The sequence below is a fragment of the Streptomyces endocoffeicus genome, assembly GCF_016741935.1.
Taxonomy (GTDB): Bacteria; Actinomycetota; Actinomycetes; order Streptomycetales; family Streptomycetaceae; genus Streptomyces; species Streptomyces endocoffeicus.
Window position 1 is genome coordinate 53,912 of sequence record NZ_JAERRG010000037.1, and the last position, 24,800, is coordinate 78,711.

Here is a 24,800-nt window from a genome sequence, read left to right on the forward strand (position 1 = left end):
CCCGGAGGCGGTGATCAGGCGTCTTTGAGGCGGGCGATCCTGGCGATGATCGAGTCGGCGATGCTCTCCTCGGACCAGGGGAAGGCGCGGATGACGGCACGCTGGTGGGCGAGGCCGTGCAGGCTGAGCCACAGCGTGACCGCGTCGAGCGACGGGTCGCTGATGGCGCACCGGCCCGCGGCGGCGCAGTCCGTGAGTACGTCGACGAGTACCTGTATGGCCGTCGAGCCGAGGCTGACGAGGTCCTCCTCGGTCAGGGAATTGTCGCCCAGGGATGGCATCCAGAGGCCGCCGAACATCGTGCGGTAGCGCTCGGGGTGCCTTTGCGCGAAGGCGAGGTAGGACCGGCAGACGGCATACAGCTGTTCTCGCGGGTCGTCACCGGCCTCCTGTGCGACGGAGCGCAGGAGGGTTTCCAGTTCGGCGAATTCCCGCTGTACGACGGCGAGCATGATGGCCGGCTGGTCGGGGAAGTGCGGGTAGATCGACGGGGCGGAGATGCCCACCTTGCGGGCGACCGACCGCAGGGTGATGGCGTGTTCGTCGCCGGTCTCGTCGAGCAGCGCCGCGGCGGCGGAGACGATGTCCTCGCGCAGGCGGCCCCCCTCGCCGCGACGGTTGCGCGTGCGCGCCGGTTTCGGTGCGGCCGGGCCTGCCGTGCTGGTCTTCTCCACTCCGTAACCTTACACCGTGAAGTTTATGGGCGCGAACCTCTTGTCGCAGTCGACAAAGGGGCGGCCCGGCACCCCGGGGGGTGTCGGGCCGCACGCTGTTCCGGGAGGGCGCTACTTCGTTCCAGAAGCGCGCTACTTCACCGCGCCCGCCATCACGCCCGCCACGAACTGGCGCTGGAAGGCGAAGAAGACCGCCAGCGGGATCAGCATCGAGACGAAGGCGCCGGGGCCGAGGATGTCGATGTTGTTGCCGAACTGGCGGACCTGCTGCTGGAGGGCGACCGTGATCGGGGGGTTGCCGCTGTCGGCGAAGATCAGGGCGACCAGCATGTCGTTCCAGACCCAGAGGAACTGGAAGATGCCCAGCGAGGCGATGGCCGGGCCGCCCAGGGGCATGACGACGCGCAGGAAGAGCCGCAGCTCGCCCGCGCCGTCCAGGCGGGCGGCCTCCAGGAGCTCGCGGGGGATCTCCGCGAAGAAGTTGCGGAGGAGGAAGATCGCGAAGGGGAGGCCGAAGGCGGTGTGGAAGAGGACCACGCCGGTGGTGGTCTGGAAGATGCCGATCTCGCCGAAGAGCTTGGCCACCGGGATCAGCGCCACCTGGATCGGGACCACCAGCAGGCCGACCACGATGAGGAACCACACGTCGCGGCCGGGGAAGTCCATCCAGGCGAAGGCGTAACCGGCCAGGGCGCCGATCACCACGACCAGCAGCGTCGCCGGGACGGTGATGGCGAGCGTGGTCCAGAGGGAGTCGGTGATCTGCTGATTGCCCAGCAGATGGTCGTAGCCGCTGAAGGTGAGCTGTCCGGGGTCGGTGAAGACCTTCCACCACCCGGAGAGGTCCACCTCCGACGGGTCCCGCAGGGAGGACAGCAGCAGTCCGGCGGTCGGCATCAGCCACAGCAGGCCGACCAGGATCAGGACGACCCGGAGGACCCCGCCGCCGGCGCGGGCGGCGATCCGCGCGACCGGGGACTGCTTCGCCTGTACGACCGTGTCCGCGCTGGTCATCGGCGGCTCTCCCTTCGGATCCGGCGGATGTTGATGAACATGACGGGCAGCACGAGCAACAGCAGCAGCACGGCGATCGCGCTGCCGAGGCCCTGGTTGACGTCGGTGCCGAAGGACGACTGGAAGAGCTGGAGGGCGAGGACGTTGGCGTCGTCCTGGGAGGGGCCGGGCGCGATGATGTAGACGAGGTCGAAGATCTTCATCACGTTGATCATCAGCGTGACGACGACGACCGAGAGCACCGGTGCCAGCATCGGCACGGTGATCCGCCGGAAGACCTGCCACTCATTGGCGCCGTCCATCCGCGCGGCCTCCATCAGCTCGCGCGGCACCCCCGCGAGCCCCGCCGCGATCAGCACCATCGCGAAACCGGCCCAGATCCAGACGTACGCGCCGATGATGGCGGGGGTGACGAGGGACGGGCCGAGCCAGTCCACGCCGTTGTACGGCTCGGAGAAGTTCCAGGCGGGCAGCCGCAGTTGGGCGCCCTCGGCCTTGGCGGGGAGGGTGTACGTACCGTCCGCCGCCGATTTCGTCCGGGCGACGACCTTGCCGTCCTTGACCGCCTCGATCTTGAGGTCGGCCATCGCCTTCTCGCCCTTGTCGATGGTCCCCTGCTCACCACCGCCGCCCCGGGTGAAGTCGAACCAGACGGTGCCGGTGACCTTCCCGGGCTCGGCCTTGGCGGCCTTGGCGTCCTGCGCCCCGCTGATGTCCCCGCGCTTGGCCGCGACCAGCGGCAGCGAGGCGGGGTCACCGGCGCGCACGGCGTCCTTGGTGGTGAACGAGCCGTTCGACGCCTCGGTCAGCCCGGCGGTGGGACGCGGATGGGCGCCGGGGAACGGCGGCGACTCGCTGAAGGAGTCATGCACGCCCACCCACATGGCGTTGGCCACGCCCTTGTCCGGGTCCTGCTCGTAGACCAGCCGGAAGATGATGCCCGCCGCCAGCATCGAGATCGCCATCGGCATGAAGACGACCAGCTTGAAGGCGGTGGCCCAGCGAATCCGCTCGGTGAGCACGGCGAAGATCAGGCCCAGCGCGGTGGAGACGGTCGGGGCCAGGATCAGCCAGATGACATTGTTCTTGATGGCCGTCTTGGTGGCGTCGTCGGAGAACATCTCCTGGTAGTTGTCCAGGCCGACGAAGCCATTGCCCGAGGCGTCGAAGAAGCTCCGGTAGACGGAGTAGGCGATCGGATAGACGACGAGCGCCCCGAGCAGCACCAGGGCGGGCAGCAGGAACACCGCCGCCAGCCAGGGCCGGGTGCCCATGAGACTCTTCCGCTTCTTCGCGCTCGGCCGATGTGCCGGTGGGGAGGACGATGCCCGGCCAGGTGTGGCCGCGCCGTCCGCAGTCGCGGTCGACATGATGTGGTTCTCCCGGTCGAGTCGTCAGTTCTTGTACGCCTTGGCGGCATCCCGCTCCAGCTGGCGCTGGATGCCCGCGACATTCCTCGGGTTCTTGAGAAAGTCCTGGAGCGCTTTCCACTCGCCCTGCGCCGGCTTGCCGCCGAAGGAGGCGGGAGCCTGGTCGGACATGTCGAACCGGAAGTCATTGCCCGCCGCGATCAGCGCCTGTGCGATCTTGCGCATGGAGGCATTGGGATAGGCGCTGAACTTGACGTTCTTGTTCGCCGAGATGAACCCGCCGGACTGGGCCCAGATGGTCCCGGCGTCGGGCGAGGCGAGGAAGGTGAGCAGCGCCTGCGCCGCCTTGCTGTTCTTCAGCGCCACGCCGACGTCGCCGCCGGTCACGACGGGCGCGTCCGCGCCCACCGCCGGGAACGGGAACACCTTCGCGTCCTGGTCCAGCTCCGCGCCCGCGTCGGCGACGTTGGCGGCGACGAAGTCGGCCTCGAAGACCATGCCCGCGTCCGGCTCCGCCTTGTTGCCGAACGCCTTGGTGACGGAGTCCGGGAACGCGGTCTGGAGCGCGCCGCCCCGGCCGCCCGCGACCAGGCCCTTGGTGCCCCAGAGCTCGGCGAGCGTCTCGAGCGCCTTCTTCACCGATGGATCGGTCCACTTGATCTTGTGCTGGGCGAGCTGGTCGTACTTCTCCGCGCCCGCCTGGGAGAGATAGACGTTCTCGAACCAGTCGGTGAGCGTCCAGCCGTCCTGGCCGCCGATCGCGACCGCGTCGGTGCCGGAGTCGGAGATCAGCTGGGCCTGCTGCAGGAATTCCTGCCAGGTCTTGGGCACCTTGGCGCCCGCGTAGTCGAACGCGGAGGTGTTGTACCAGAGCAGGGATTTGTTACTGGCCTTGAAATACACCCCGTAGGGCTTGCCCTGGTACGAGCCGAGGTCCTGCCAGCCCTTGGCGAAGTTCTTGGTCAACTCGGCCCTGGCGGCGGTGTCGAGCGGTTTGGCCCAGCCCTTCTGGGCGAACTCGCGCATGACGCCGACCTGTCCGACCATCGCGACATCCGGCGGAGCGCCGCCCGCGATCTTGGAGCCGACGAAGCCCGCCATGTCGTCACCGCTCGGCACGAAGGAGACCTTGGCGCCGGTGCGCTTCTCGAACTCCTTGAGCACCTTGGTGAAGTTCTCCTGCTCGGTGCCCGTCCAGACCGCCGTGACCTGGAGTTTCTGCCCCTTCAGATTCGGCAGCTTCACGGTGTTGGGCGGTGGGCCGCCGCTGACCGTGTCTCCGTCGTCGCCGCCGCAGCCCGCGGCGGTGAGCATGAGTGCTCCCGCCGCCAGCAGGGCCACCGCGGCTCGTGTCGAACGCTTCGCAGGAAGCGATACGTGCATCCCCGTGTTCCCTCCGATGCCGGCCGCCCCCGCGCGGCCGTGTCCCGTGCTGAGTAGTCCTACGCCCGGTCACCGAACGTGGCAATACTGCGTCCGGCGTTCACTCACGGATCGTGACCGGGCCGTGATGAAGAGTCGCCGTGAAACGGCATAGGTGGGACAGACAGGAGGATGGCCGGAACGGATCGGAAACTCGGCCAGGGGGGATGGGAACGGTCGGGAACGGGCGGGAACGGACGCGAAACGGGCGGGAATCGGACGGCTATCGGGAAGGTACGGGCGGTGGCGGGCGGGGCCGGTCAGATCAGCGCGGGTGCGGTGGGCGCGTCCGCCGACTGCGCGGCGCGCTGCAGCGCACTGGCGAGAAGTGCCAGGTCGGTGGGGCCGTTCCCGAGCTCGCGCAGCGGCCGGCGGGCGGGCGGATCGCCCATCCGCCGCCACTCCAGCGGTACGACGGTGGGCCGCTGGGTCGCGGTCCGCGGTATCCGTCCGGTCACCCGGCCCGCCTGAAACGGCGTTCCGGCGGCGTCATCCGGGCGGAACAGCCGCCCACGGCCCGGCGCCGGATCGCCGCCCGGGGCGGTTGCGGCGCCGGGGGTGGATGTGACCGAGCGTGTCGATGCGGCGGGGGAGGTACCGGGCCTTCCGGGCTCGCCGGGGTGTGGGGGATGGGCGGCGTGTGCGGAGTGGGTGGGGTGTGCGGGGCCGGTGGGGTGCGTGGGGCCGGTTGGGTGTGCGGGCGCCGCGGTGTTCAGTGGGCGCGCGTCCAGGGCGATCCGCAGCGCGGCCCGCTCGACGGCCGCCGTGTCCGCCGTACGGTCCGGACGGCCGGACGCGACGACCAGATGCACCCCGAGACGCGCGCCGTCACGGGCGATCGCCTCCAGCGCCCGGACGACCGAACCGGACGCGGGACGGCCGGGGCTGCCGAGAGCCGGGGCCACCAGCGCGTCGAAGTCGTCGACGATCACGACGAGACGGGGGAGGAGGGAACGAGGGCGGGCGGGCGCCGAGCTCTCGGTGCGGGTGCGCTGGGCGCGCAGATTGAGCGTGTGGAGGGTGTCGCTCGGGGGAGGGTCGATATCGCCGGGCGGCCGAGGCGCGACAACCCGGGGCGCACCGGCCGCACTCGGCGCGCCAGGGCCGGACGTGCCCGTGTTGGCGCCCCTGGTGCCGCCCGAGGTGCTGCCCGGACCCGCGTCGTCGCCGCTGTCGCCGCCGCCGCTCTCGGCCTCGCCGGGGTGGTGGGGCCGGGCGTGCCAATCCGTGAAGTCCTGCCGGCCCAGCAGTTCGGCGCGGCGCTTGAGCTCCGAGCTGAGGGCCTGCGCGAACTCCCGCATGCGTACCGGGTCGGTGGCCGACAGATGCGTCGAGACATGCGGCAGATCCGTGCACACCCGCAGTCCCTCGCCCGCTTCGGCCCCGGCGCCGTCGACCAGGATGAGCTCGAGCCGGTCCGGCCGTTCGGCGGCCGCGAGCGAGGCGGCGAACGAGCGCAGCAGCTCCGTCTTTCCGGTGCCCGCCGCGCCGTCGATCAGTGCGTGCGGACCCTCCTCGGCGGCCAGATCGACCGCGAGCGGGCCGCGCGGACCGGCGCCGAGGACGGCCAGCGCCCGGCCGCCCGCCGGGACCTCGTCCGCCGTGGCCGCCCAACGGGCCAGCAGGGACGCGGGCGTGGCCCGCGCGAGCCCCAACTCGTCCAGCAGCCGCGTCGAGTCCGGCAGCGGGACGGTCGGCGGCCCGTCGGAGCCGCCGAACGCGCCGTCCTGCGCGGAGGCGGCCGGGCGCAGGGGCGCGAGCGCCCGCGCGAACCGCTCGGCCCACGCCGCCGACACCGCGTCCACGGTGACGGTCGTGGTGGCGCCGGTCGCGTCGGTGATCCCGCTGACCCCACTCGCGCCGGGCGCGGCCCCGTCCCCATGGACGATCTGGAGCCCGGTGGCCACATCACCGCTCAGCACGGCCGCCACCCCGCACGCCGCGAACGCGGCGGACGCGGAACGCGCGGCCTCATAGCTCATGGGCAGCGGGGACGTGGGCGACGCGGCGGGCGCCTCGGCCAGACAGAGCAGATGGATTCCGGCCGCGGAACCGCTCACCGCCAGCCGGGCGAGCGTGTCGCGCAGCGCGCCCGGACCTGGGGCGCCGTCCACGACCACCACGGTGTACGGCCCGAAGTGGCGTGTGGCCACGGACCGCGCGGCGGCCGGGGAGGCGCTCGCCCAGCCGGGGCCCAGCGGCCCGTCCTCCAGCCGCCGGGTCAGCTCTTCCGTACGGGCCGCGGCCTGCTCCACGTCGTACGCGAGCAGCAGCCTGCAGTCCTGCCCGCGCAACGGCTGGACCTGCGGCAGCCAGCCGAGCCACGACCATTCCGCGAGCCGCTCCTCGCCGCTGATCAGTACGATCTCCAGCGCGGCCGGTGAGTGCAGGGCCGCCAGCTGCGCCACGACGGACCGGGCGAGCCCCGCGACCCGCGTCCTCGGGCCCGCGAGACCCAGCGAACCGCACTGCCGCAGATCGACGGTCACGGGCGCGGCGGGCAGTGGCCCTCCCTCGGCCGTCAGCTGGTCGGCCGAGCCGAGCCGTACGGTGAGCGCGTCCGGATGCCCGGGGGCGCGCTCCCAGAGGCGCGAGCCCGGCCCCAGCGCCGTCATCAGCAGGGTGGCCGGATCCGGCCACCGCCGCTGCAGCGCCTCCGCCTCCGCGGCCGCCCGCGCCGCCGCGCCCTGGTCCTCCCGCACCTCGCCCCGCTCGGCCGCCTTCCCCCCGGCCAACTGCCGCACCCAGGCCCCTATACCCCGCCGCCGAGCCTGCGCCCCCGGCGCATCCAGCGCATACCCCCCGCCATGCGTATGCTCCCCGGCCCCCCGCCGTCCGGACCCGCCGCCGTAACCCGCGTCGACGGAGGGCCCCTGCGAGCTCTCCTCGCCGCGTCCTCGGCCGTACGGCCGACCGGCGTGCGGGGCGTCGCCGTAACCCGCCTCGGCCTCGTCCGGCCTGCCGCGGCCCGCGGCCGCGCCGTCGTAAGGGGTGCCACCGGGACCCGCCGGGTTGCCAGCGGCTCCACGGGGTGTGGGCCGGTGGTCCTGGGCGGCGTTCGAGTGGCGGCTGCCGGTCGGCCGTGGGCCGTGGGCCGGATGCGCGCTGCCGCCCGTGCCGGGTCGGCCCTGGTCGGCTCGTGCGGGCTGCCCCGCTGGGCCTTGTCCGGCGGCTCCGGCCCCGGGGGTGCGCTCACTGCGTCTGGTGCGGGCGGTGGACGGGTCCTCGTACGGCTGGGCGCCGGGGGCCGAGGGGCCCCGGCCGCGTCCGGCAGCGTCGCCGCGCGGCCCGGGGGGCGCGCCCTCGCCGGGGCCCCACCCGCCGTCGCTCCGGTGGCCGTGGGAACCCGGCCCGCCCGGGGCCCCGGTGCCCGCGTCGCCGCGAAGCCCGGTGCCCGCGTCGCCGCGCGGCCCGGCGTCTGTACTGCCGCTACTGCCGCTACTGCCGCGCGGCCCGGAGGGCGCTCCCGCACCGGGGCCCCAGCCGTCCTCGCTCCCGTGGGCGCCGTCCCGGTCGTGGGCCGCGTGGGACTCGTGGTCGGGCCGGCCCACTCTCGTCCAGCCCGTGCCGGGGTGGCGGGTGGGAGGGGTCCAGGGGCCCTGGGTGGTGTCGGTGGGGGCGGCGGGCCGGGGAGCGCCGGTCCAGGGGGCCTTGGTGTGGGTGGGGTGGTCACCGGCGGGGGTGACGCGGAGGTGGCCCTCGCCGTCCGCCCGGACGGGGAGGCGGGTGGGGGCCGAGGGCATCGCCGGTGCCGTGGAGGGGACGCGCAGCCGCAGGGCGGACTCGCCGATCCGCAGCAGCGCCCCCGGCTCCAGGGGCACCGGCTGGGGGCCCACGGGGACGCCGTCGGCGGCGGTGCCGTTGGTGGAGCCCAGGTCGGCGATGGTCACACGGCCGTCCGCGGCGACCGTGACCGCGCAGTGCAGCCGGGAGACGTCGGGGTCGTCCAGGGGGACGTCCGCGTCGGCGGAGCGGCCGATGCGGACCTGGCCGCCGTGCAGCAGATGGACGCCGCCCGCGTCGGGCCCCGCGACCACGTCCAGGTGGACCGTGGCGTCGGCGACGGCGGTCTCGGGCAGGCCGGGGTAGCCGGGGTAGTGGTCGGAGTCGGGGTCGGCGGGGCCGTGCAGGGAGAGCACCGCGCCGTCCACCAGCGGGGGCTCGCCGAGCGCACAGCGCTGCGGGTCCAGCCGCTCACCCCCCGCGTACAGCACCACCGCGCCGCCGCTTCCGCCGGAGCCCCCCGCCTCGTACCCGGCCGCGGCGACCGCGTCGGCCAGCCCGCCGGCCACCGCGGCGAGGGCGGTGCCGACGGGCGCGGTGACCAGGACGTCCACCGCGCCCACGAGGGCGTGCGGCCCGGACGCGGGCGCAGGATGGTGGCCGGAACGGCCCGGGTGGGCGCTGCGCGGCCCGAGGACGGTCAGCCGAATCTGCATCGCCGTCAACGGTCCCTTCTGTCCGGGGGGCCGGGCAGGGGTGCCGACCCCCACCACCGCCCCCAGGCCCTTCGGCACGTACAGGTCCGTACGGGGTCGTACGGGTCACGGAGCGTGAGCCTCCCGGCGCTCGGCGCTTCCGTGCTGCCTGCATCCTCGCACCTGCCACCGACAGTTCGCCCGCCGCCCGGCGCTACATGATCTTGATTGGTCGGCTAGTCGGCCGAAACTGGCTGATTGCGACCGGAACGGCCGCCCTTGAGCCGCCCTTGAGGTGAGGGAAGCCGCCCGGCCGCGCCCCTCCGCGCCTCGCCGCGCCCGTTTGAGCGGCGATTGAGCGGTCAACGAGCGACCCGGGCCACCGTTGGCAACCAGTGGCAATCGGCGGCAACCATCCGTCCGGATCACACGTCTTCCCACGGACCGGACCCGGTGCCGGATCCCGGTAGGGACCCCGGTGGGGACCCCCGCGCCGGACCTTCGTGTGGTGATCGGATAGGGCTCACCGTGCGTCGCCATTACAGTGGGGCGGACGAGTACAACAAGACGAGCACCAGAGCAGACCCACACAGCAGATCACCCAGCAGACCATCGCAGTCCACCGATGTAAGACCACGATCAGGGAGCGCATGACGTGCGGCCGGTAGGCAGCAAATACCTGCTCGAGGAGCCGCTCGGGCGCGGAGCCACGGGCACCGTCTGGCGAGCCAGCCAGCGGGAGACGGCGGGGGCCGAGGCGGCCGTGGCCGGGCAGCCCGGCGAGACCGTCGCGATCAAGGTCCTCAAGGAGGAGCTCGCGAACGACGCGGACATCGTCATGCGCTTTCTCCGCGAGCGCTCGGTGCTGCTCAGGCTCACCCACCCCAACATCGTCCGCACCCGCGACCTGGTGGTCGAGGGTGATCTGCTGGCCCTGGTCATGGATCTGATCGACGGCCCGGACCTGCACAACTACCTGCGCAGCAACGGCCCGTTCACCCCCATGGCCGCATCCCTCCTCACCGCCCAGATCGCCGACGCGCTCGCCGCCAGCCATGCCGACGGCGTGGTGCACCGCGATCTGAAGCCCGCCAACGTGCTGCTCGCGGGCACCGGCGAGGGCCAGGAGATGCACCCGATGCTGACCGACTTCGGCATCGCGCGCCTCGCCGACTCGCCCGGCCTCACCCGCACCCAGGAGTTCGTCGGTACCCCCGCCTATGTGGCGCCGGAGTCCGCCGAGGGCCGTCCGCAGACCTCCGCGGTGGACATCTACGGCGCGGGCATCATGCTCTACGAGCTGGTCACCGGCCGTCCGCCGTTCGCCGGCAACACCGCCCTCGAGGTGCTCCACCGCCACCTCAGCGAGGAGCCGCGCCGCCCCTCGACCGTGCCCGAGCCGCTGTGGACCGTCATAGAGCGCTGTCTGCGCAAGCGGCCCGAGGAGCGCCCGAGCGCCGAGAGCCTGGGCCGGGCGCTGCGCGTGGTCGCCGCCGGTGTCGGCGTCCACGCCTCGGCCGCGCAGGCCGAGGCGGCGCTCGGTGTGGCCGCGCTGCTGGCCCCGGACCCGGCGCCCGCGCCGGTCCCGGACACCGCGCCCGCGGGCTCGGCCGACCCGACCCAGGCGCTCCCCACGAACGCCCCGGGCGGCACCCCCTCGTACGACCCCGCCGCGCCCACCAATGTGATGCCCACCACAGGCGCGAACGCCGGGGCCAACGCCGACCCCACCCAGGTGCTGCCGAGCGGCTCCGGACCGGGCGGAGGCGCCGATCCGACCCGCGCCATGCCGCCCGTACCGCCCGGTGGGCCCGGCCAGGACGATCCGCACCCCTGGCAGAACCAGATGCGCGCGGCCCGTGACCGCAATGAGCAGACCCAGGTCCAGTACCTCGACCCGAGCGAGGACCCGCTGCGCCGCCGCCCCCACCGCGCCGCGCCGCCGCAGCAGTATCAGCAGCAGCAGTACCAGCAGCCCCAGCAGCCGCCCCAGCGTCGGCGGGGCCGCCAGCAGCCGCAGCAGTACCAGCAGCCCCAGCAGTACGCCCCGGCGCCGCACCACCCCCAGCAGCCCCAGCCGCAGCGCTACGCCCCGCCGCCGCAGCAGCCGGAGCCGCGCCGCGAGCCCCGGCAGCGGAGCTCCAACCCCAACCGGATGAAGATCCCGGGCCTGGGGTGTCTCAAGGGCTGTCTGTTCGTGATCGTGGTCCTGGTCATCGGCTCCTGGCTGGTCTGGGAGCTGAGCCCGCTCAAGGACTGGATCGCCGACGGCAAGGGCTACTGGGACGCGGTCTCGGGCTGGGCCAAGGACATCGGCCAGTGGATCGAGGACCTCGGCGGCCCCAGCAGCTGATCCGCCCCGGTCCTGTTCGGGACCGGGGTCCTGGCCCGTCTACGGTTCCGGTCCTGGGCCGTCTACGGTTCCGGTCCTGGCCCGTCTCCGGGCCCGTTCCCGACCCCGTATCTCCGCCTCCGTACCTCCCACTCCGGTGATTTGTCGACATCCGAAGGGTGTTTTCCGCCGCAGAAGTGACAGTTGGCGTTGTCTGGTGCACCCAACGCGCCAGTAGCCGCGTAGCTTTGTCGCCAACGTGCCCCCCTTGTCGGAGGATTCGGAGCAGTCTTGTCACGGAAGATCGGCAGTCGGTACACCGCGCATCAGCTCCTGGGGCGCGGCAGCGCCGGCGCGGTGTGGCTGGGTGACGGGCCCGAGGGACCCGTCGCCATCAAGCTCCTGCGTGAGGACCTCTCCTCCGACCAGGAGCTCGTGGAGCGCTTCGTCCAGGAGCGCACCGCACTGCTCGGCCTCGACCACCCCCGGGTGGTCGGGGTGCGCGACCTGGTGGTCGACGGCAATGACCTCGCGCTGGTCATGGACCTGATCCGAGGTACGGATCTGCGCACCCGCCTCGACCGCGAGCGCCGGCTCGCCCCCGAGGCCGCCGTCGCGATCGCGACGGACGTCGCCGACGCGCTGGCCGCCGCGCACGCCGCCGGGGTCGTCCACCGCGACGTCAAGCCGGAGAACGTGCTGCTGGACATGCAGGGCCCGCTCGGCCCCGGCGGTGCCCACCCCGCCCTGCTCACCGACTTCGGCATCGCCCGGCTGGTCGACGAGCCGACCCCGATCCGCGCCCAGCCCGCCCGCGACCGGACGTCCTCCCAGGGCCGCTCGCCGAACCCGCGCAGCGTGATCGGCACCCCGGACTACCTGGCCCCCGAGATCGTCGAGGGGCTGCCGCCCCGGGCCAGCGTGGACGTGTACGCCCTGGCGACGGTCCTGTACGAGATGCTGGCGGGCTTCACGCCCTTCGGCGGCGGTCATCCGGGCGCGATCCTGCGCCGCCATGTGACCGAGACCGTCGCGCCGCTGCCCGGGATCCCCGACGAGCTGTGGCAGCTGCTCCTCCAGTGCCTGGCCAAGGCGCCCGCCTCCCGGCTGCGCGCCTCCGAGCTGGCCGCCCGGCTGCGCGAACTGCTGCCCGGCCTGGCCGGATATCCGCCGCTGGACATCGACGAGCCCGATGAGCAGCAGGAGGGCGGCGAGCGGGAGGGCGCGGAGGCCGAGACCCCGCACCGCGGCGTCTCCGTCCCCGCCGCCGGGCCCGCGCCGCGGACGCCCCCGCGGCGGCGCGGCGCGGTGCCGCTGGTCCCGGGCGCGGTGCCGGACTCCAGCCGGGAGACCCACACCAGCATGCGAGTGCCCAGCGCGGACGAGCTCGCGGGCGGCGCCCACGGCACCGCGCGCGCCCCCCGGGTACACGGCCAGCGCCGGGCGGGCTCGGCCCGTAACCCCGCGGTCGCGGGCGCGCTGCGCCGCCGCCGGCTGAAGGTGGCCGCGGTCACCCTGGCCGCGCTGGTCGCGGTGGCGCTCGGCGGATGGCTGGCGGCGAGCGGCGACGACGGCGGTGACCCGCCCAAGGGCGGCGAGCACTCCGCCTCCCAGGACCCCGGTACGCCATGACCGGGGACGGTCAGTCTTCGGTAGCGGTTACGCTGGTCCCGTGGCAGTCGTCGATGTATCCGAAGAGCTGAAGTCCCTCTCCTCGACCATGGGGTCGATCGAGGCCGTCCTGGACCTCGACAAGATGAGGGCCGACATCGCCGTGCTCGAGGAGCAGGCGGCGGCCCCGTCCCTGTGGGACGACCCGGAGAACGCGCAGAAGGTCACCAGCAAGCTCTCCTATCTCCAGGGGCACCTGCGCCGGGCCGAGGAGCTGCGCGGCCGGATCGACGACCTCGAGGTGCTGTTCGAGCTCGCCGCCGACGAGGGCGACGACGACGCGCGCGTCGAGGCCGAGGCCGAACTGGAGGCCGTCCGCAAGTCGGTCGACGAGATGGAGGTGCGCACCCTCCTGTCCGGCGAGTACGACGCCCGTGAGGCGCTGGTGAACATCCGCGCCGAGGCGGGCGGGGTGGACGCCGCCGACTTCGCCGAGCAGCTCCAGCGGATGTATCTGCGCTGGGCCGAGCGCCACGGCTACAAGACCGAGATCTATGAGACGTCGTACGCGGAGGAGGCCGGCATCAAGTCGACCACCTTCGCCGTGCAGATCCCGTACGCCTACGGGACGCTCTCGGTCGAGCAGGGCACCCATCGCCTGGTGCGGATCTCGCCGTTCGACAACCAGGGCCGCCGCCAGACCTCCTTCGCGGGCGTCGAGGTGCTGCCGGTCGTCGAGCAGACCGACCACATCGAGATCGACGAGTCCGAGCTGCGCGTGGATGTCTACCGCTCCTCGGGCCCCGGCGGCCAGGGCGTCAACACCACCGACTCCGCGGTGCGGTTGACCCACATCCCCACCGGCATCGTCGTCTCGTGTCAGAACGAGCGCTCGCAGATCCAGAACAAGGCCACCGCGATGAACGTCCTCCAGGCCAAGCTGCTCGAGCGGCGCCGCCAGGAGGAGCAGGCCAAGATGGACGCGCTCAAGGGCGACGGCGGCAATTCCTGGGGCAACCAGATGCGTTCGTACGTCCTGCACCCGTACCAGATGGTCAAGGACCTGCGCACCGAGTTCGAGGTCGGTAATCCGCAGGCCGTGCTCGACGGTGAGCTGGACGGTTTCCTGGAGGCCGGGATCCGCTGGCGCAAGCAGCAGGAGCAGGGGAAGTAACCTTCCCGCTCGCCCCAACCGGCCGCGCACACCGCGTTTTTGGTCACAGTCCTGTACCCATGCATGCGGCAAGGACTTCCATAGCGGACATCTCGCGTGCAATGGCCTTGACGGTGGTCTGAAAACTGGGAAGGCTGACGCGCGGCATGCGTATGACTGGGGCGCGTGTTGCACGGGGGCCGGCGGACCGCCTCAGAGGGATAGAGGCCCGCGGACTTAGAGACACCCCGAGCCATTGCCCCGTGCATAGCTGCTCCATTGACGAGTACAGCTACTGGGGGTAGCAGGCAGATGACGAAGAAGACGCGGCTGCGCGTTGCGCGAATAGCGGCCGGTGCGGTGATCGCCGCCGGCGCGTCGCTCACCGCCGCCGGCGCCGCATCGGCCGTTGGTGTTGATGTCGGTATCGGCGGCGTGAACGTTTCGGCCAACGCGGACGAGAAGGGTCTGGATGTCGGCGTCGGCATCGGCAAGCCCAACCCGACCGACGAGCCGACGGACGAGCCGACCTCGATCCCGACGGGCGAGCCGACTCAGCCGACCGGCGAGCCGACCCCGCCGACCGGCGAGCCGACTCCGCCGACCAGCGAGCCGACCGAACCCACTCAGCCGCCGACCGGCGAGCCGACGGACGAGCCGACCAAGCCGCCGACCAGCGAGCCGACCGGCGAGCCCACCGACGGTCCGACCGCTCAGCCGAGCACGCCCGGCCAGGGTGGCACCGGCGGCGGTGGCGGTGGCGACGACAGCACCTGCACGGTGGACCTCGACAGCACCAACTGCGACGACAACACCGGCACCGACAATGTCGGCTCCAAGCCGGTGGAGCAGGGCAAGGCCAAGGAGCAGCTGGCCGAGACCGGTGCCTCCGAGACCACGTTCCTGCTGGTCGGCGCCGCGACGATGATCGCCGGTGGTATCGGCTTCCGCTTTGTGCCGCGTCTGGTGAACCGTAACAACGTGGCCTGATCGCGCGCGACTCACGCACGGTAAGGGGCCCGGAGCGCTAAGCGCTCCGGGCCCCTTGTGCGTTTATCGGGCCCCCGGTGCGTTCAGGGGCGCCATATCCGGCGTATCGCCTCGTATCGCTCCGTTACGCCGTCGCCATCTCATGCGCGAGCACGGCCACCGTGATGAGCGCCACCAGCAGCGCTATCAGCGCGGCCGGGGTCAGCCCGCCGAACATGCCCTCCTGCTGGAGGCGCTCCCTGCTGGCCCGGCAGACCGGGCAGCGGCCCTCGCTGACGGGGCTCGCGCAGTTGGCGCAGACGAGCCTGTCGTACGTCATGCGCTTTCTCCTCCCGCGCGGCGGTGCCGCAGTAGACACGGGGCCAACGCTCAGGGAAATGGGTTCGTTCCCCTTCCACTGTGCCAGCTTCCGTCCGGTTCGGCGCGCCTCGCACGATTCCGTGCCGCATCCGTACCGGTTTCGTGGCCGTTTCGGCCGCCCCGACGGGCGGCTTGTCAACCGTTTGACCCCAATAGTGCAGTGAAGAAACCCACCCACGCCGGACGGCGGACTGCGCGCCCATGCGCGCTTCGCGTATGGTCACGCTCACCGACGGGAGCCGCTTCGGCTGCAGCCCGTACCGCTACCCAGGTCGACCGTGGTGCATCAGTGATCCGATTCGACAACGTATCCAAGACATACCCCAAGCAGACCCGTCCCGCACTCCGGGATGTCTCGCTCGAGATCGAAAAGGGCGAGTTCGTCTTCCTGGTGGGCTCCTCGGGGTCGGGAAAATCCACTTTCCTCCGGCTGCTGCTCCGCGAGGAGCGCGCCAGCCATGGCGCGGTCCATGTGCTGGGCAAGGATCTCGCGCGGCTGTCCAACTGGAAGGTGCCGCAGATGCGCCGCCAGTTGGGGACCGTCTTCCAGGATTTCCGGCTGCTCCCCAACAAGACGGTCGGGGAGAATGTCGCCTTCGCGCTCGAGGTGATCGGCAAGCCGCGCGGCGCCATTCGGAAAACCGTTCCCGAGGTGCTCGATCTCGTGGGTCTTGGCGGTAAGGACGAGCGTATGCCCGGCGAGCTCTCCGGTGGTGAACAGCAGCGGGTGGCCATCGCCCGCGCGTTCGTCAACCGTCCGATGCTGCTGATCGCCGACGAGCCGACGGGAAACCTGGACCCCCAGACCTCCGTCGGCATCATGAAGCTGCTGGACCGGATCAACCGGACCGGCACCACGGTCGTGATGGCCACGCACGACCAGCAGATCGTGGACCAGATGCGCAAGCGCGTGATCGAACTTGAGAAGGGCCGCCTCGTCCGCGACCAGTCCCGCGGCGTCTACGGCTACCAGCACTGAAAGGACGCCATGCGCGCCCAGTTCGTCCTGTCGGAGATCGGCGTCGGTCTCCGCCGCAATCTCACGATGACATTCGCGGTCATCGTCTCCGTGGCCCTCTCGCTCGCCCTGTTCGGCGGGTCCCTGCTCATGCGCGAGCAGGTGAGCACGATGAAGGGCTACTGGTACGACAAGGTCAACGTCTCGATCTTCCTCTGCAATAAGAACGACAAGGAGACCTCGGCCAACTGCGCCAAGGGCGCGGTCACCGAGGCGCAGAAGCAGGAGATCGAGTCCGAGCTCAAGCAGATGAATATCGTCGAGTCGGTGCACTTCGAGACCAGTGAGGAGGCGTACAAGCACTACAAGGAGCAGTTCGGCGACTCACCGCTGGCCGACTCCCTGACCCCGGACCAGATGCAGGAGTCCTTCCGTATCAAGCTGAAGGACCCCGAGCGCTATGACGTCATCTCCACGGCCTTCGCCGCCCGGCCCGGGGTGCAGGAGGTCCAGGACCAAAAGGCCCTGGTCGACGACTTGTTCAATCTGCTCAACGGCATGAACTTCGCGGCGCTCGGCGTGATGACGCTGATGCTGATCGTCGCGCTGATGCTGATCGTCAACACCGTGCGGGTGTCGGCGTTCAGCCGCCGCCGGGAGACCGGGATCATGCGATTGGTCGGCGCGTCCAGCTTCTATATCCAGATGCCGTTCATCATGGAGGCCGCCATCGCGGGGCTGCTGGGCGCGGGCTTCGCCTGTGTACTGCTGGTGAGCGGGCAGTACTTCCTGGTCAACAACTGGCTGGTGGACAAGATCGATGTGATCAACTTCATCGGCTGGGACGCGGTGCTGGCGAAGCTGCCACTGGTGCTGGCGATTGGCCTGCTCATGCCCGCTCTCGCGGCGTTCTTCGCGCTCCGCAAGTACCTCAAGGTGTGACATTCGCCTAGGGCGCCGTACCGGATAACGCCCGGTACGGCGCCTGTTGGTGCCCTACACTCACCGGCATGTCGGGCCCGTGTTTGTTCGTCCATCCCCGCCGCATTCGCCGCGGGGCCGCCCTGACATTGATCTTCGCCGGCGTGCTCGCCACCGGAGCGGCCGTCGGCTCCTGGGGCGTCGAGCCCGGATCGCGCCGGGACCCCCAAGCCGCCCGGATACCGGCCCGCGCCTACGTCGGCGCGGTCGAGAGCGACCAGGTCAAGGCGGCCGCGGCCGCGGCCCAGGAGGACGGGAAGTCCGGCTCCAAGGCCGCCCGTGAGGTGGTGAGCCGCAGCGGAGACCGGTGGGGCGCGGTCTACAGCGCCCGTGAGTACGAGGGCTACCGCCAGACCCTCGACGGCGCCTACGTCGGCGTCGGGATCTCCGCCCGCCGGGACGCCCAGGGGCGGATCGCGGTGGAGCGGGTCGAGCCCGGCAGCCCCGCCCAGAAGGCCGGGGTCCGGGCCGGTGACCGGCTGCGCACGGTCGACCACAGAGCCGTGACCGGGTGGCCCGTCACCGAGGTCGTCGCCCTGCTGCGCGGCCCAGCCGACGGCTCCCCGGGCACCCGGGTGGAGCTCGGGCTGCGGCGCGGCGGCCACGAATGGACGCAGGAGCTGCGCCGGGCCCGGATGACCACGGACCCGGTGACCGTCGACCGGCTCAGCGGCTACGACGACCACAGACCCGGCGCCGTCCGGATCAAGGTCGACTCGTTCACCAAGGGCACCGGAGACCGGATCCGGCACGCGGTGCGCTCCATCCCCCGGGGCGACGGCATACTGCTCGATCTGCGGGGCAACTCCGGCGGACTGGTCTCCGAGGCCGTCACCGCCGCCTCCTCCTTCCTCGACGGTGGCCTGGTCGCCACCTATGACGTCCGCGGTGACCAGCGAGTTCTCGACGCGCGACCGGGCGGCGACACCGCCAGCCCGCTGGTGGTGCTGGTCGACGGCGGCACCATGAGCGCCGCCGAACTCCTCACCGGCGCCCTCCAGGACCGCGGCCGCGCCGTGGTCGTGGGCTCCAGGACCTTCGGCAAGGGCTCGGTCCAGATGCCGAGCGAACTCCCCGACGGCTCGGTCGCCGAGCTCACCGTCGGCCACTACCGGACCCCCGCCGGGCGTAACGTCGACGGCGAGGGCATCGACCCGGACCTGGCGGTCAAGGGCGACGACGGCCCGTCCGCGGAGGCGCGGGCGCGCACGGTATTGAGTGGCCTCGGGGGCGGGTCCTAGTGCGAGAATGGCCTGACCATGGCTAAAGAGACGGGTCGCAAGCTGATCGCGCAGAACAAGAAGGCGCGGCACGACTATCACATCCTGGACACCTACGAGTGCGGTCTGGTGCTGACCGGTACCGAGGTGAAGTCGCTCCGCCAGGGGCGCGCCTCGCTCGCGGACGGCTTCGCCCAGCTCGACGGCGGCGAGGCCTGGCTGCACAACGTGCATATCCCCGAGTACAGCCAGGGCACCTGGACCAACCACTCGGCGCGCCGCCGGCGCAAGCTGCTGCTGCACCGGGCGGAGATCGACAAGCTCATCGGCAAGACCCAGGAGACCGGCCACACCCTGGTGCCGCTGGCCCTGTACTTCAAGGACGGCCGGGCCAAGGTCGAGGTCGCGCTGGCCAAGGGCAAGAAGGAGTACGACAAGCGCCAGACCCTCCGCGAGAAGCAGGACCGCCGCGAGACCGATCGGGCGATCTCGGCGGCCCGCCGCCGCGAGCGCGCCTGACCAGCCGGAAGCCGCGCCCCGGGCGGCGGGAATGATGTGGCCTTGTCGCGCGTTGTTCACCTATGATGGCCCTGCGCCCCACCGAGGGCGTGGCACCACCTTTGAAAACACAACATGGGGATGATCGGTTTCGACAGCGGCTGTCGAAGCAGGGGAAGCGAGCCGAGGAAGCGGCAATGATCTCGTAAACCATATGTCGCAACCAATAATCGCCAACACCAAGCGCGATTCCTTCGCCCTCGCTGCCTAAGTAGCGACTTTGCGAAGTGTCAGCCCGGGGCTGTTCCCGACCCGGATCCTGGCATCGACTAGGGAACTAAACCACTAGACCCGGTCACGGAGTGTAGTGGGAAATCAAACAGTGACTGAGCCCGTCGGAGACTTGTCCGCGTGATCTCCGGGGCCGAGAAAATCACAGCGGACTGCGCTCGGAGAAGCCCTGATTCCGCACCGTTGGACGCGGGTTCGATTCCCGCCATCTCCACTCATCCCATGTACGACGAAGGGCCCCGCCACCACGGCGGGGCCCTTCGTCGTGTCGGTGCCCGGTGCCTCGTGCCCGTCAGCCGCAGGGGTCCCGGTAGTCGAGGTCCGGGAAGAGCCGGTGCCAGCGGGCGTCCGGGGTCGCCGCGCGGCGGACCGAGCAGAGCATCCCGGCCAGCCGCGAGAACTCGACGCCCACCAGGACCGTCCCCGCTCCCAGCGCGGACAGCGGGGAGAACGAGGAACTCGGGGACACGATCATGGCGTCCCCCTGCTCGGTGAAGTCCTTGACGGACACATCACCGACACCGGAGGTGAGGGCCAGGAGTTCCGCGTCACCGGGAGGCGAATCTTCCGCCGCCAGCCGCCAGAGCGCCGGCCCTCCGTACTTCTCCCACGCGACCAGCAGGGTGCCGTCGGCGGTGAGGTCGTCCATGGTGCCGAGCGGGCCAGGCATGGGGATCGTGGTCCCCAGGCGGTCCAGGGACCACAGGGCCGGCCGCCCGGACGAGGAGATGCCCGCCAGCAGACGGCTGGAGACGAGGCGCAGCGTCAGGGCTTCCGCGTCGACCGTGCCGAGCATGCGGGCCTTGCCCCGCGAGGATACGGACCACACATGGGCCTGCTTCGCCCCGCCCGCTCCGGGCTCGGTGACCAGCACCCGCCGTCCGTCGCTCGAGCTGATCGCCGTGGGCACGTCCTCGTACTTGGCGCCGACGCGAGACGCGCGCCGCGGGTTCCGGGGATCGGTGAGGTCCCACAACTGGGCCGTGTAGGACAGCACGGCGAAGACCCGGGCGCCGCCGGAGAAGGCCATGGTGAACCCGTCCTCGGGCACGGGCAGCCCGCTCAGCCGCTTCGGCCGCGCCGCACTGCGGATGTCCCAGATCGTCGCGGTGCGCGTGGCCGGGTCGGCCACGGCCAGCAGCCCATCCTGGGCGGCCGCGGCAAAGGTCATGGAGCGTTCCGTACGCGCCGCGGGCCGGAATTCGTGCCCGGGGCGCAGCCGGCCGCCCCGGAAGTCCCAGAGTTTCAGCCGTTTCCAGTCCGCGGTCTGGGCGATCAGCGTGCGTCCGCCCGGCAGAAAGCGCGCCTTGTTCCAGGGCCTGGGGAGCACGGCGGCCTCGGTGGGAGGCTTGCCCGGTGCGCCGAGCCGCCAGATGTGCGTACGGTCCCCGGCCGAGGTGGCGAGGAACCGCCCTCGCGGATCGGAGTGGGAGCCGCTGACCGAACCGACCTCGTCGGTGGTGCCGGGAACCGAGTCCGGTGGGGGGTTCCACAGGTGGACGAGGCCGTCGGAGCCGCCGACGGCGATGCCGCGTCCGTCCGGGCGGTAGGCGAGGGACAGGTCCCGCTCGGCGGCCTTGCCCGTGCGGGGCAGCGTGGCGGACTCCAGCAGCGGATCCGAGCTGGTCGTCTCGTCACGCACGGTGAACAGGTGCGGTGTGCCGTCCCATGAGGAAGCCGCCGCGTACTGTCCGTCCGGGCTGAAGGCGATCGACGACAGGACCTTGTCGGTGACCGGTCCCGTACCGGGGTATCGGTGGGGGCGCTTCGGGTCGGTCACCTTCCAGACGGCCACCTCACCCGACGCCCCGCCGCCCGCCAGCCGCCGTCCGTCCGGGCTGAACGCCAGGGACAGCACACGGGCACCGCGTATGACCGTGCCCGGCTTCGGGTGACGTGCCACGGTGGTGTTCCACAGCTGCGCGGTGCCGTCGCCCACCGCCGTGGCCATGACCTTGCCGCCCGGCTCGAAGGCGACGGCCTCCACGGGCTTGCCGCGACGCGAGCCCGCCACCACGGTGCGGACCGGGTGCCGGGGGTCGCGCAGGTCCCAGAACCACACCCGGCCGTGCTCCGCGCCGACCGCGAGGGTCCGGCCGTCCGGGCTGAGGGCCGCCGCGAAGACGCGGCCGTCCCGCACCGGCACCCGGGCGAGACGCCGGGCATGCCGGGCGTCCCGGACGTCCCAGACGTACAGCGCCTCCCTGGTGCTCGCCGTGAGGAGGCGGCCGTCCGGATGCCAGGCGAGGGCCGGAGGCCCACCCACCCGGAGTACGGAACCCGGCGTCGGCCGGTAAGGGTTGGCCGTGTGCCACAGACGGACCGTGCGGTCGGTCGAGGAACTGGCCAGCACCCTTCCGTCCGCCCGGTACGCGAGGTTGATCACTTCGCGGGAGTGTCCCCGCAGTGGCACCGGCGGGGTGAGGGACAGCGCCGACCGCAGCAGGGCGGACCGCGCGTCGACCGTGGGCGAGCGGCGGTAGGCGGCCAGGCTCAGATCGAGCGCCGTCGCCGGGTCCTGGTCCCGCAGCGCGCCGGCCTGGGCGGCGATGCGCTGCGAGGCCAGCTCGTCCGCCCGCTTCCGGGACTCGCCCCGTTCGACGTACGCCACCGTGCCGATCGCGACGAGCAGCAGCGCGACGCAGGCGGCCACGCCGCGCCACACCATGCGCAGGCGGCGGCCGCGCCGTGCGGACTCGGCCCCGGCCGTCAGGAACTCCCGCTCGACGGTGGTGAGCGCGATTCCGGGGGTGTTCCCGGCGCGGTCCGGCTCCAGTCGCCCGCGGACCTGGTCCAGATGTGAACCGGCGTAGAGGTAGTGGGGGTTGCGGTCGTGCTCCTCCCAGACGGCGGCCGACTCCGCGAGCCGCTGGTGCTCCAGCAGATCGGCGCGGGCGTCGCGGATCCACGAGCGCAGCGTGGGCCAGGCGTGCAGCAGCGCGTCGTGGGAGAACCGCGCGCCGTCGTGGTCGACGGTGACCAGCCGGCTGCGGACCAGATGGTCCCAGACCGTCCGTACGTCCTCGGCGCTCCCGTCCTTCAGCAGGTCCGCCGGGGCGACCTCGCGGCGCACCACCTCGCCGGCCGGGGTGAGGTGCACCATGCTCAGCAGCAGTCGGCGCAGGACGTGTCGCTCGGGTTCCCGCAACGCCTGGTACAGCGCGTCGGTCGAGGTGGTCACGGACTGCCAGATCCCGCCCGTGCGCTGGTAGCCGGCCAGGGTCAGCACCGTGCCGCCGCGCTCCCGCCACGTCTCCACCAGGGCGTGGGCGAGGAACGGGGCCGCCGCGTCCCGTGCCGCTCCCGCGGCCCCGCCGCCCCGGCGCAGGTCCGACAGCAGCCGGTCGACGAGACCGTCCTCCAGGACGAGGCCCGCCCGCGCGGCCGGGCGCTCGATCGCGGCGCGGAGGGCGCCCAGATCCATTGGCGCCACGGTGAACTGCCCGTGGTCCAGGGCATCGACGAGCTCCGGGTGGGCCAGACAGTCGCCGTAGTGGTCGGCGCGCAGTGCCAGGACCACCGTGGGCCGGTCGCCCGGTCCGGCCGGGCGACCGCACAGCAGCCGGATGAAGCGGCCCCGCCGCTCGGCGTCCTCGCAGCGGGTGAAGACCTCCTCGAACTGGTCGACCACGAGCAGCCGGCAGGCCAGGCGGCCGGGCTCCGGCGCGGGGAACCGCCCCTCCCCGAAGGCGTCCCGCACCTCCTCCCGCCGCCGCCCCGTGGCCCGCGCCCAGCGTTCGGCGAGGGCCTCCAGCGGGTCGGCGCCGGGGCCCGGCAGCAGCAGCGCGGGCCAGGGGACCGCGTCCCCCGCGGAGCCGTGCCGGGCCTCCAGACTCGCCAGCATCCCCGCGCCCAGCAGCGACGACTTGCCCGAGCCCGACGCGCCCACCAGCACGAGCGGGTGGTCCCGCGCCGGATCGGACACGGCCGTCACGAGCCGTTCTGTCAGCTCCTCGCGCCCGAAGAACCACTCCTGGTCGGCCGCCCCGAACGACCGCATGCCCGGGTACGGGCACGGCACATCGGCCGGTGGCTCGCCGGGCGGCACCGCGTCGGCGCGGTAGGCGGCGTTACGGGCCACCACGAGCCCGCCGAGCCTGCCCTCACTCTGCCCGTGCGGACGAACCGGCCCGTCCCGGAACGCCCGGTCCAGCGCGCCGTGCAGATACTCGACCGTCAGCCAGGGCGGGCCGCCCGGGTCGCCATCCTCCAGCAGCCGCAGCAGCCGCCCGCTGAACAGCGTGTGGCGGGCGCCCTCGGGGGCGAAGGAGAGCGCGAACTGCGAGGCGGAGGTGAGCAGGAAGCTGCCGTCCGGGCGCGCGGAGGCGTACGGGGCGCGTTCACGCCCGTCCGGGGCCGTGGCGCGGCCGGAGAAGCAGCAGTCGAGCACGACCACACTGCCGCCCAGGGCGCCGCCGAGCAGATCCTTCACGGTCCGGTACGGAACCGAGCCGGAGATCCGGTCGTCGGCCAGGCTGGCGTGGGTGGCGAGGTACAACTCGTCGCCCGGACCGAGGATGCCGTGCCCCACGTACACGAACAGCACCGGCCCGGTGGCCTCGGCCGCGGCGTCCTCCACCGCGGCCACGACCTCCGTCGGCGCGGCGCCCGCCGGGACGCGGTGGACGTGGGCCATGCCGCAGCCGTCGCGCAGCACCCGCGCCAGGTCGTCGAGCGTGGCCCCGACGCTCGGCAGGGCCGGCAGGGCGGAGCCCGGGGCGTGCTCACCGGTACCGACCAGCACCGCGCGGGCCCCCGGCGCGGCCAGACCGGTCGGTGACGTGGGAGTACCGGGCGTGGGCGTGCCGGGCGCGGGTACGGCGGGCGTGGGCGTGCCGGCCGCGGGCACGCCGGGCCCGGGCACGCCGGGCAGGGGCCGGGCGTCGGTCATGGCGCCGGTGACGTACCGTCGGCCTCCGCGCCCCCGCCCGCCGCGGCGCGCCCCTCCTGCTCGAGGGCGGCCGCCAGCCGCTCCGCCAGCTCGATCGCCTGGTGCGCGTCGAGCGGTGCGACCTCGGCGGAGCTGACGGTGATCTCCGTACCGTCGGGACGGGTGAGGGTGACGGTCCGGCTCCCCCGTCGGGTCTGTAACCAGGTCACCACCGACCCGGCCAGCACCGTGGCCACGCCACCGGGCTCCAGCAGCGCGAGAACCACGTCCGTTCCCGCACCCATGGCTCCCGGCGGCGGACCGGAATCGGTGGCTCTGCGCACTCTGCCGCGCAGCCCCGGCTGTCCGGCCAGCCAGCGGCGCAGGTCGTCGGAGTCCGCACCGCCGGTGTCCCCGTCCGGAGACGGCTTCCGTTCGTCGTCGGCACGGACGGTCAAGCCGATACGCATGGGCTCCCCCGGTGGCCTGGTTCGCGTAGGTTGTCCCGGGATGGTATTGGCAACCATGGCTGAGGAGAGAGACCCGTTCACGCCATGACGGACGATGGTTCGCTCAGGCGATCAGCCTCTGTTGGCGGCGGTCAGGGTTCGCAGTTGGGCGAACGACTGGCGGATGGC

The 24,800-nt window shown here is 72.3% G+C and carries 16 protein-coding genes and 1 other RNA gene; 9 read left to right on the forward strand and 8 right to left on the reverse strand.

Annotation, left to right across the window (positions count from 1 at the left end; all coding sequences use genetic code 11):
• Positions 1-14 precede the first annotated feature (14 nt).
• The 5 genes from JK364_RS47090 to JK364_RS47110 form a co-directional block, all read right to left on the reverse strand.
• A complete protein-coding gene (locus tag JK364_RS47090; protein ID WP_201857592.1) occupies positions 15-674 on the reverse strand; it encodes a TetR/AcrR family transcriptional regulator in 660 nt (219 codons plus the stop codon).
• A 132-nt stretch (positions 675-806) separates the two neighbouring features.
• Entirely contained in the window at positions 807-1,688 is an 882-nt protein-coding gene (locus tag JK364_RS47095) for a carbohydrate ABC transporter permease (RefSeq protein WP_201857593.1), read from the reverse strand.
• Positions 1,685-3,058: a carbohydrate ABC transporter permease gene (locus JK364_RS47100; RefSeq protein ID WP_201857594.1), complete on the reverse strand. Its 1,374-nt coding sequence runs from the start codon at positions 3,056-3,058 to the stop codon at positions 1,685-1,687. Before JK364_RS47100 ends, JK364_RS47095 begins: the two co-directional genes overlap by 4 nt.
• Before the next feature lie 24 nt (positions 3,059-3,082).
• Positions 3,083-4,441 carry an ABC transporter substrate-binding protein gene (locus JK364_RS47105; RefSeq protein WP_201857595.1) on the reverse strand — a complete coding sequence of 453 codons (1,359 nt, stop codon included), beginning with the start codon at positions 4,439-4,441 and terminating at the stop codon, positions 3,083-3,085.
• A 299-nt stretch (positions 4,442-4,740) separates the two neighbouring features.
• Positions 4,741-8,919: an FtsK/SpoIIIE domain-containing protein gene (locus tag JK364_RS47110; protein WP_230993611.1), complete on the reverse strand. Its 4,179-nt coding sequence runs from the start codon at positions 8,917-8,919 to the stop codon at positions 4,741-4,743.
• A 634-nt stretch (positions 8,920-9,553) separates the two neighbouring features.
• Here JK364_RS47110 and JK364_RS47115 point away from each other — a divergent pair.
• The 4 genes from JK364_RS47115 (at position 9,554) to JK364_RS47130 (ending at position 14,984) form a co-directional block, all read left to right on the forward strand.
• Positions 9,554-11,251 (forward strand): serine/threonine-protein kinase, encoded by a 1,698-nt coding sequence (locus JK364_RS47115; protein ID WP_201857596.1) that lies wholly within the window; start codon positions 9,554-9,556, stop codon positions 11,249-11,251.
• Positions 11,252-11,521: 270 nt separating this feature from the next.
• Positions 11,522-12,862 (forward strand): serine/threonine-protein kinase, encoded by a 1,341-nt coding sequence (locus tag JK364_RS47120; RefSeq protein WP_201857597.1) that lies wholly within the window; start codon positions 11,522-11,524, stop codon positions 12,860-12,862.
• A gap of 40 nt (positions 12,863-12,902) precedes the next feature.
• Positions 12,903-14,015 carry a peptide chain release factor 2 gene (gene prfB, locus JK364_RS47125; RefSeq protein WP_201857598.1) on the forward strand — a complete coding sequence of 371 codons (1,113 nt, stop codon included), beginning with the start codon at positions 12,903-12,905 and terminating at the stop codon, positions 14,013-14,015.
• Positions 14,016-14,306: 291 nt separating this feature from the next.
• On the forward strand, positions 14,307-14,984 hold the full coding sequence (locus JK364_RS47130; RefSeq protein ID WP_201857599.1) for a PT domain-containing protein: 678 nt from the start codon (positions 14,307-14,309) through the stop codon (positions 14,982-14,984).
• A gap of 124 nt (positions 14,985-15,108) precedes the next feature.
• On the opposite strand, the gene JK364_RS47135 is transcribed toward JK364_RS47130, so the two are convergent.
• Positions 15,109-15,303 (reverse strand): hypothetical protein, encoded by a 195-nt coding sequence (locus tag JK364_RS47135; RefSeq protein WP_201857600.1) that lies wholly within the window; start codon positions 15,301-15,303, stop codon positions 15,109-15,111.
• A gap of 330 nt (positions 15,304-15,633) precedes the next feature.
• Here JK364_RS47135 and ftsE point away from each other — a divergent pair, with 330 nt between their 5' ends.
• The 5 genes from ftsE (at position 15,634) to ssrA (ending at position 19,509) form a co-directional block, all read left to right on the forward strand.
• Positions 15,634-16,323 (forward strand): cell division ATP-binding protein FtsE, encoded by a 690-nt coding sequence (ftsE, locus tag JK364_RS47140; protein ID WP_201857601.1) that lies wholly within the window; start codon positions 15,634-15,636, stop codon positions 16,321-16,323.
• Positions 16,324-16,332: 9 nt separating this feature from the next.
• Complete coding sequence (gene ftsX, locus JK364_RS47145; RefSeq protein ID WP_020870885.1) at positions 16,333-17,244, forward strand: permease-like cell division protein FtsX; 912 nt, start codon at positions 16,333-16,335, stop codon at positions 17,242-17,244.
• Between the two features lie 68 nt (positions 17,245-17,312).
• Positions 17,313-18,524, forward strand: a complete 1,212-nt coding sequence (locus JK364_RS47150; RefSeq protein WP_201857602.1) for a S41 family peptidase — start codon at positions 17,313-17,315, stop codon at positions 18,522-18,524.
• An 18-nt stretch (positions 18,525-18,542) separates the two neighbouring features.
• A complete protein-coding gene (smpB, locus tag JK364_RS47155; RefSeq protein WP_201857603.1) occupies positions 18,543-19,022 on the forward strand; it encodes an SsrA-binding protein SmpB in 480 nt (159 codons plus the stop codon).
• A gap of 116 nt (positions 19,023-19,138) precedes the next feature.
• Positions 19,139-19,509: a transfer-messenger RNA gene (gene ssrA / locus JK364_RS47160) on the forward strand.
• A 75-nt stretch (positions 19,510-19,584) separates the two neighbouring features.
• On the opposite strand, the gene JK364_RS47165 is transcribed toward ssrA, so the two are convergent.
• Positions 19,585-24,183, reverse strand: coding sequence for a caspase, EACC1-associated type (locus tag JK364_RS47165; protein WP_201857604.1), 4,599 nt, complete (start codon positions 24,181-24,183; stop codon positions 19,585-19,587).
• Entirely contained in the window at positions 24,180-24,632 is a 453-nt protein-coding gene (locus JK364_RS47170) for an effector-associated constant component EACC1 (RefSeq protein ID WP_201857605.1), read from the reverse strand. Before JK364_RS47170 ends, JK364_RS47165 begins: the two co-directional genes overlap by 4 nt.
• Positions 24,633-24,800: the final 168 nt, after the last annotated feature.

Bases quoted from the DNA above. Each gene is read 5' to 3' on its own strand.
- JK364_RS47095 (WP_201857593.1), bottom strand. From the start codon at position 1,688: ATGACCAGCGCGGACACGGTCGTACAGGCGAAGCAGTCCCCGGTCGCG.
- JK364_RS47100 (WP_201857594.1), bottom strand. From the start codon at position 3,058: ATGTCGACCGCGACTGCGGACGGCGCGGCCACACCTGGCCGGGCATCG.
- JK364_RS47105 (WP_201857595.1), bottom strand. From the start codon at position 4,441: ATGCACGTATCGCTTCCTGCGAAGCGTTCGACACGAGCCGCGGTGGCC.
- JK364_RS47110 (WP_230993611.1), bottom strand. From the start codon at position 8,919: ATGCAGATTCGGCTGACCGTCCTCGGGCCGCGCAGCGCCCACCCGGGC.
- JK364_RS47130 (WP_201857599.1), top strand. From the start codon at position 14,307: ATGACGAAGAAGACGCGGCTGCGCGTTGCGCGAATAGCGGCCGGTGCG.
- JK364_RS47135 (WP_201857600.1), bottom strand. From the start codon at position 15,303: ATGACGTACGACAGGCTCGTCTGCGCCAACTGCGCGAGCCCCGTCAGC.
- ftsX (WP_020870885.1), top strand. From the start codon at position 16,333: ATGCGCGCCCAGTTCGTCCTGTCGGAGATCGGCGTCGGTCTCCGCCGC.
- JK364_RS47150 (WP_201857602.1), top strand. From the start codon at position 17,313: ATGTCGGGCCCGTGTTTGTTCGTCCATCCCCGCCGCATTCGCCGCGGG.
- smpB (WP_201857603.1), top strand. From the start codon at position 18,543: ATGGCTAAAGAGACGGGTCGCAAGCTGATCGCGCAGAACAAGAAGGCG.
- JK364_RS47165 (WP_201857604.1), bottom strand. From the start codon at position 24,183: ATGACCGACGCCCGGCCCCTGCCCGGCGTGCCCGGGCCCGGCGTGCCC.
- JK364_RS47170 (WP_201857605.1), bottom strand. From the start codon at position 24,632: ATGCGTATCGGCTTGACCGTCCGTGCCGACGACGAACGGAAGCCGTCT.